At 50.1% G+C, this 5,324-nt stretch carries 6 protein-coding genes; all 6 read left to right on the forward strand.

Annotation, left to right across the window (positions count from 1 at the left end):
• Positions 1-24: 24 nt before the first annotated feature.
• The 6 genes from ACK4HN_RS11835 to ACK4HN_RS11860 all read left to right on the forward strand — a co-directional run bounded on the left by ACK4HN_RS11835 (position 25) and on the right by ACK4HN_RS11860 (position 5,135).
• Complete coding sequence (locus ACK4HN_RS11835; protein WP_409877743.1) at positions 25-1,137, forward strand: type III-B CRISPR module-associated Cmr3 family protein; 1,113 nt, start codon at positions 25-27, stop codon at positions 1,135-1,137.
• 64 nt (positions 1,138-1,201) lie between these two features.
• Positions 1,202-2,005 (forward strand): type III-B CRISPR module RAMP protein Cmr4, encoded by an 804-nt coding sequence (gene cmr4 / locus ACK4HN_RS11840; protein ID WP_409877745.1) that lies wholly within the window; start codon positions 1,202-1,204, stop codon positions 2,003-2,005.
• 2 nt (positions 2,006-2,007) lie between these two features.
• On the forward strand, positions 2,008-2,397 hold the full coding sequence (locus ACK4HN_RS11845) for a hypothetical protein (protein ID WP_409877746.1): 390 nt from the start codon (positions 2,008-2,010) through the stop codon (positions 2,395-2,397).
• Between the two features lie 12 nt (positions 2,398-2,409).
• Positions 2,410-4,389 carry an RAMP superfamily CRISPR-associated protein gene (locus ACK4HN_RS11850; RefSeq protein WP_409877748.1) on the forward strand — a complete coding sequence of 660 codons (1,980 nt, stop codon included), beginning with the start codon at positions 2,410-2,412 and terminating at the stop codon, positions 4,387-4,389.
• A gap of 33 nt (positions 4,390-4,422) precedes the next feature.
• The gene (locus ACK4HN_RS11855; RefSeq protein WP_409877750.1) at positions 4,423-4,881 is read left to right on the forward strand and encodes a J domain-containing protein; all 459 of its coding nucleotides are present in this window, start codon (positions 4,423-4,425) and stop codon (positions 4,879-4,881) included.
• Positions 4,857-5,135: a hypothetical protein gene (locus ACK4HN_RS11860; protein WP_409877752.1), complete on the forward strand. Its 279-nt coding sequence runs from the start codon at positions 4,857-4,859 to the stop codon at positions 5,133-5,135. The genes ACK4HN_RS11855 and ACK4HN_RS11860 overlap by 25 nt, the downstream gene beginning before the upstream one ends.
• The last annotated feature ends 189 nt before the right edge of the window (positions 5,136-5,324 follow it).

A 5,324-nucleotide genomic window follows, 5' to 3' on the forward strand; every position in this document is an offset into this window, starting at 1 on the left:
GAGTAACTCTTGGAGATTCACCTTATGGATAACCTACACTGGTATCGCCTTGACCCTCTTGATGTCCTCTTCTTTCGCGATTCCCGTCCCTTTCAACCGGGTGAAGGGTCTTGGGCAAAAAGTCTCTTTCCGCCATTGCCGATTACCGTCTTTCAAGCGCTGCGCTCCCTGTGTCCCCCCTACCAAGAGCGTCGTCAAGATTTGGAGTTTATGGGGCCTTTCCTCATTGATGACAAAAATCAGGTGTGGGTTGCTTCGCCCAAGGATTTAGTCTGTGTCGGCTCGAAAAGCAACGAAAAAGCCGATATGAACGATCCGGCCGACCTGAGCACAGTCAAGGGATTTGCCCGCCTGCAACCGGCTCCCACCACTGACCCCGCTTGGCAGTATATTTGCCACCCTCTGCCGGGGAAACTGCGCCCAATCGTCGAGCCTGCACTGGCGGAGAATGAACAACTCCAAGGCCGCCCGGCTCCCCTAATGCGCTTGGATGCGCTTGTGCTCTATTTACAGGGAAACTTCTGCGAACTCAAGCCCCAAGAGCATTTCCACTCTCTGCCTTGGTCTAGTCAAGTTCTTCCCCACATCAAAATGCAAATCGAAAGTCGCAATGTGGAGGAAGAAGCAGGCTACTTTACGGAAGTGGCCAACCGACTGCGTCCCGGCTGGGGATTGGTGGCAGGTATGAGCGTCGCCAATCTAAAAGGGGTTGTCCGCCTTGGGGGCGAGGGTCACCATGCTCAAGTGCAGCCCCTCAACGAAAATCCCCTAAAAGCTTTGACAGCATTTCAGGGCACAGGTCAGGAAACCTTGGCCTATGTGCTGACGCCAGGGCTAGCCCAAGCAGTTGAAGGAATGCCCCTTTATAGTCTTTATCCCCATGACTGGCAAGACCTTATGGGCGTCGTGGGCGATCGCCCCCTTGTGGCCGGTGGTATCAGTACCGTCACCCGCCGCAGTGGCCACACTCAGGTCAGTTATTCCGTGCAGCGTGCTTATGTGCCAGCGGGCACCCTCTACTACTTTGAACAGCCCCCAACTCCTCGACCTCAGCAACTCCTCAGTGGTGTGGCCGCCAAAGCCCGTACCACCTTTGAAAAACTTCACTATGGCCAACTACTTTGGGGCACTGCATAACTTGCGCAAGTCCAATGGATAAACATGTGAGCACTGATACACGTTGACCTCATAGTGGTGATTGATGATGTTTGACATTGCTTACCTTTATCTGCTCTCTCCCCTGCACACAGGCGGCACGACCCAAGAAGGGAACCTGCTTGGCATTGCAAGGGAATCCCACACCGAGCTGCCTTATATTCCCTCCAGTACCATTCGGGGTCGGCTGCGCGCCAGTACTTCACAACAAAAACGCAACCGTCTCTGGGGCAATACCATTGAAGATGTTATGGGCGGTGAAAACACCAACCTCACCCAAGGCCAAGTGTGGGTGGGGGATGGCTTACTTCTGTGGGTTCCCGTCCCTTCCCTGAGTCATGGTGTGATCTGGATTAGTTGCCCAATGCTACTGCACCGCTGGCAACGCCTCACGGGTCAGTCCTTGGAGACAGTTGCTCCCTACAGCACCAGTTTAGGCGACAACAAACCTATCTATCTCAAAGATGCAATTCTGAAACACGACCAACTCGCGCCTTGGAATAACTGGGAAGAGTGGGTTCCCATCTGTAAGGAAACCCAAATTAATCGGGTCTTGGTTCTACCGGATCAACACTGCAAAACCCTGATTGAAACCAGCCTCTGGCGACAGGTAAAAGTGAAACTCAACGAACACAAAACCGTTGAGGGGGGCTTTCGCTACGAAGAGGCCATTCCTCCCGACACGCTGATGTACTTCCCGTGGGGTACCGTTGCCCAACTGAATGGGGCAGCCACCAAAGCCAAAAGCGACCTACAGGATGTTTTTGATAGCTATCCAATTCTGCAAATTGGCGGTCAAGAAAGTCTTGGCCGAGGCTTTGTCAAACTTGTTGTAACTCCTAGGAGCTAGCTATGGCCTTCGATCCACGCACAATGGCACAGCCTGTCTATGAAGCCTTGAACGAACTGCGGCAGAAAACTGGGGATGACACTCAGCTGCGGGAGCAAAAAAGCCAAGCCGTTGAACTTTACACCTACCTCGCCACTTGGGGACTCATGCGCCTCAAAGCAGAAGAAGCAGCCCTCAGTCAAGAGGGAAAGAAAGACGTTGTCGAAGCTTTTTTCCGTGTCCTTGAGAAAATAGCGCATGTTGAGAATTTGGCGAATGCCAAAGGCTTGGACACCCTGAAGGACCTCGACACAGAGTCCTATCTTGGCCTAACGGGCTTGGGATTACAAATTGCCCGTGAATTTAGCTTCTGGACAACTGCCCTCTACGCCGACATCAAAGGTGAAGAATAGGAGCACCGCAAAATGACCTCTGAAAATCCAGCCCTACAGCGCCCCACCACCAACAAAGCAACGCAGCGCCCAAATTCAGGAAAGTCCGGCAATCCTCCCCGTGGTACAGGTAAGGGTGGGGGTAACCACGGGAAGAGCAATCAGCCCCCTCCCTCGCCTTGGTTAGGACATCCCCTTGATCCCAATCCTGAACCTAATTCAAGTGCTGGCTTTGTTGAATACCTGCGCTGGATGCGATCGCCCGATAGCCCAACCGAAGATGGCACAAAAAAAGATGACACAAAAGTTCAATTAGTCACAAAGGCAGAGAAAGGTGACTATACTGCTCGCTTGGAGGTTTTAACACAGCGAACTCGCGACATTGCCGGTGCAGAGAACTGCTTTGAAGTCACCTGCCCATGGCGCATCCGTGTTGGTGGCCAGCGGGGTCCTGAAAGTATGCTTTTGCCGGCCTTCGATAACTTAGGAATTCCCTATATTCCCTCTAGTACATTGCGGGGTGTGGCGCGTGCCCAAGCCTTGCGAGAATTGCGATCGGAAACAGAAGTTGCCAAGTACTTTGGTTCTCTAGAGGCAGCACAGGCCGATCAAGCAGGCAAAATTATTTTCCTTGATGCCTACCCCTTACCCAAACAAAAGAATGGGGGACTAGCGTGTGATATCGCTAACAACCTTTGGTCATGGAAAGAAGACTCTGATGCCTACCCCTTACCCAATGGGGGACTAGCGTGTGATATCGCTAACAACCTTTGGTCATGGGAAAGAGACTCTCTCAAGTACAAAGCGAATCCTAATGTGTTCTTCTCTCTGCGAGGAGTTTCATTCCTCATCGGCCTGCGACCGAGAGATGGCGTCTCTCGTGACATTTTGGAAAGAGTAAAAGAGTGGTTAATCCTTGGTCTGAAGCAAGGCATTGGTTCTCAAGTCAATACAGGCTATGGTGTTTTAGTAGAATCCACAGAATTCACAAAATCATTTGAGCACGGCTTCTTTAGCGTGAATTTTACAGTTCAAGGCCAACTGATCCACGGTTGCCAAAAATTTACGTCGTGGAAATGGAACGACGAAAAAAAAGAATGGGAGATGCGGGGGCAGCTAGAGGCCGAGGTGCGTCCCACAGCCTTTAAGTCAATGCTGCGCTACTGGTTTCGTGTCTTTGCCCGCGGGGTTCTGTCTTCAGGTGAAGTGAAGTCGTTGGAAGGAAAAATTTTCGGTGCAATTCAGCCTCAGCCCCAGCATGGCTATCTGCGGGTAAGGGTGTTCAACGGTGAAGTAACTCGCCCCAATCAAAAAGGTAAAAATGATCCCTGCGGTGAAGAAAAGGGGATGCTCGTGTTGGACTATTCCCCAGAAGTTCCTGATCCTGAAAAGGAAACTTTAGCAAAATTGGCAACAAATTTAGTGTGGCTGATGTTTCACCTAGGTGGTATTGGTCAAGGGGCACGTCGGCCTTGCTACTCTCGTCAAAAGCGAGAGCGTGAGCAACCGCCGTGGTGGCGAGGCTCTGATCTGATTCCTGAAAATGAGGATGCCTTTTGGGAACTCCCCGAGAGTGCCGAGGAATTTAAACAAAAATTTCAAGAGCGACTTCAAGGGTTTTATGAAGCCTTAAGTCAGCTGAGTAATCACCAAATCAACCCTACTCAACTGTTATCCGTTGGCACTGTTAATACTAACCAATGGGAAGAAGTTGCCGATAAAAACTGCCGTATCCTTGTTTGCAGTGGGGAACCCGAGGGAGAAAAACCCTGTGGCCTCGCACTCCTTCACGATCGCAGTCTCAAGCTGAATAGTAACTACGACGAAAACCTCTGTGGTTCCACTGGCAAACCCTCGCCGGTCTGGGTTTCTAACTTAGGGGAATATCAAGTCATTACGATTTTTGGGGTGAATAAGGATCCACGACTGAAGTTTTTGAAACACTTGAATGAATGTAAAAAATGTAAAAGATGCTCACAGCTCTCACAGCTATTTCCTTTCAAGTCCTCTTGAGCTGTTTACGTTGAGCCTAATACCAAAGAAACCATGACCCACTATTACGAGATTCTAGGCTTGCAGCCGGGAGCCTCCAAAGCAGAGATCAAGGAAGCCTATCGCCGCCTTTGCCTTGAGTGTCATCCTGATAAGCTGCCCCCTGAGACCCCCAAAAAGGCGCGGCAAATCGTCGAGGAGCACTTCAAGCAAATTAACGAGGCCTATGCTTATCTCATGGAGCATGCAGATAGGGCAGTACTAGAGGAGATAGACTCTGAGCGATGGGATCTAGAGGTTGAAGAATCGCTGCCGATTTTTGATCCCATTCGCATGGAGGCTGTTGGTCGTCGTTTGGAAAGGGAGCGATCGCTCATTGAGCAAGAGTATCAGCAAGTCATTGGGGAGATCGAGAAGCAACAGCGACAAAAGTTGGCTGCTCATGGGCTGAGCGTTGATGACTTGACAGCCCTCGATTCTTCCCAAAAATGGGAAAAATCATTGAGAACTTAATTTTAGGATTGATTGGGCTGGCCATGACCTCCATTGGCGGCTTAATTGGCCTTTTTGCCTTTTTATGGTCCTGCTTTTGTTTTTGGGCAATGTTGGCCTACTTGTTTACAAAAACAGTGAGTCATCGCCAATACAAATTTCTTTGTTCGGTTAAAACAGAAATCGAATTTGCAAAAAATCAGGCCTTTCGTCAGAAAGAGCAACGCTTAGCCACACAATCCAATTACATTCGTGAACGGATTGAGTATTTTTAGAACTGCTTTCTGAAGGGTTTATTCGACAACTGAGCGATGAGGATCAGTTCTTTTTGCTGATGGCTATCAAAGAAAGGGAAGATGCCAAGCAAGCTGAGCAATGGCAGCAGGTGGTGGAAACAGGTGTCCAGATTGCAGTGGCAGCGGGTGTTGTGCTGCTACTGTCTAACCTCTTTTTTGGTGGCTCCT

The sequence above is a fragment of the Thermosynechococcus sp. genome, from assembly GCF_046299655.1.
GTDB lineage: Bacteria > Cyanobacteriota > Cyanobacteriia > Thermosynechococcales > Thermosynechococcaceae > Thermosynechococcus.